Source organism: Paenisporosarcina sp. P4_D4, from assembly GCF_056401835.1.
On sequence record NZ_JBFUIO010000340.1, the window covers coordinates 1 to 960 of the forward strand.

General features: G+C 32.7%; 1 protein-coding gene. It reads left to right on the plus strand.

Annotated elements, in window-relative coordinates; all coding sequences use genetic code 11:
- Positions 1-498: 498 nt before the first annotated feature.
- Positions 499-816: a hypothetical protein gene (locus AC1DSL_RS18690; RefSeq protein ID WP_477533395.1), complete on the plus strand. Its 318-nt coding sequence runs from the start codon at positions 499-501 to the stop codon at positions 814-816.
- Positions 817-960: the final 144 nt, after the last annotated feature.

Below are 960 nucleotides of genomic sequence, written 5' to 3' on the forward strand. Positions count from 1 at the left end.
GCCTATTGTATCAATGGTTTAAACCATAATTACATGGTGCATATACTGATCCATTAAAWAGCTTCTTTTATTGTCATATAGAACAGAAAAGAAATAAAAAGTCTTTCCCTTCTTGATAATTTATATTTTACTTCTAAATAAAGAGAAAAACTAGAAGTCGATATAACAGCGATCCAAAATTAGAGCTGAAAGTTTTGGAGCCACGCACGCACCGAGCCACGCACACGCAACTCTAATAGGGCATTTCTCAAACGAGCCATAACAGTAATGACTTTTTCAAGCGGGATGTTTTAGAAAGAAATCGAGCTGAAGGGGTCACAGTRTATTGCCTCCAGCTCAATTAGAACAGCAGCATTATAAGTATATCCACTCAATTAATTATTTAATCACATCCAATCATAAAACTAATCATTGACTCATATTATACTTATAGTTTATTATTATATTAATCAATACATACCTACATACCTACATACACACACAAAGGGGACTACCATAGTGTCAGCAGCAGTATTACAATTCAACTCATACGTTACAAATTCACACATCAAGCAATCACATTTACACATCAGCAAAGCACCATCAGATTACATAAACACACCATTCACAAAGGAGTCATATGATATCCTCATCGACTTATTATCAAAGGAACATCCATTCAAGGCTGTCAGGTTAGCTACACAAATCAACAAAACAAACGGTTTTGATTTAATCCCATACAGTATCATTAAGAAGTGGAAGAGTATGATAGGTAAAGGGAGCACGATGAATCAATTGGAAAGAGGATATATGCAGTTACTTAAGGATAATAATTAATTATAAATTTATTTTAAAAAGTTCCGATTTTTGGTTGATAAAACTTGAAAATATGTATATATAAAGTAGTAGGGGGTTCTTTTTGTCTCCTAGAAAGCTGGTGTATATACATGTCGATTTAATAATATAAGAGTAAATTAATAC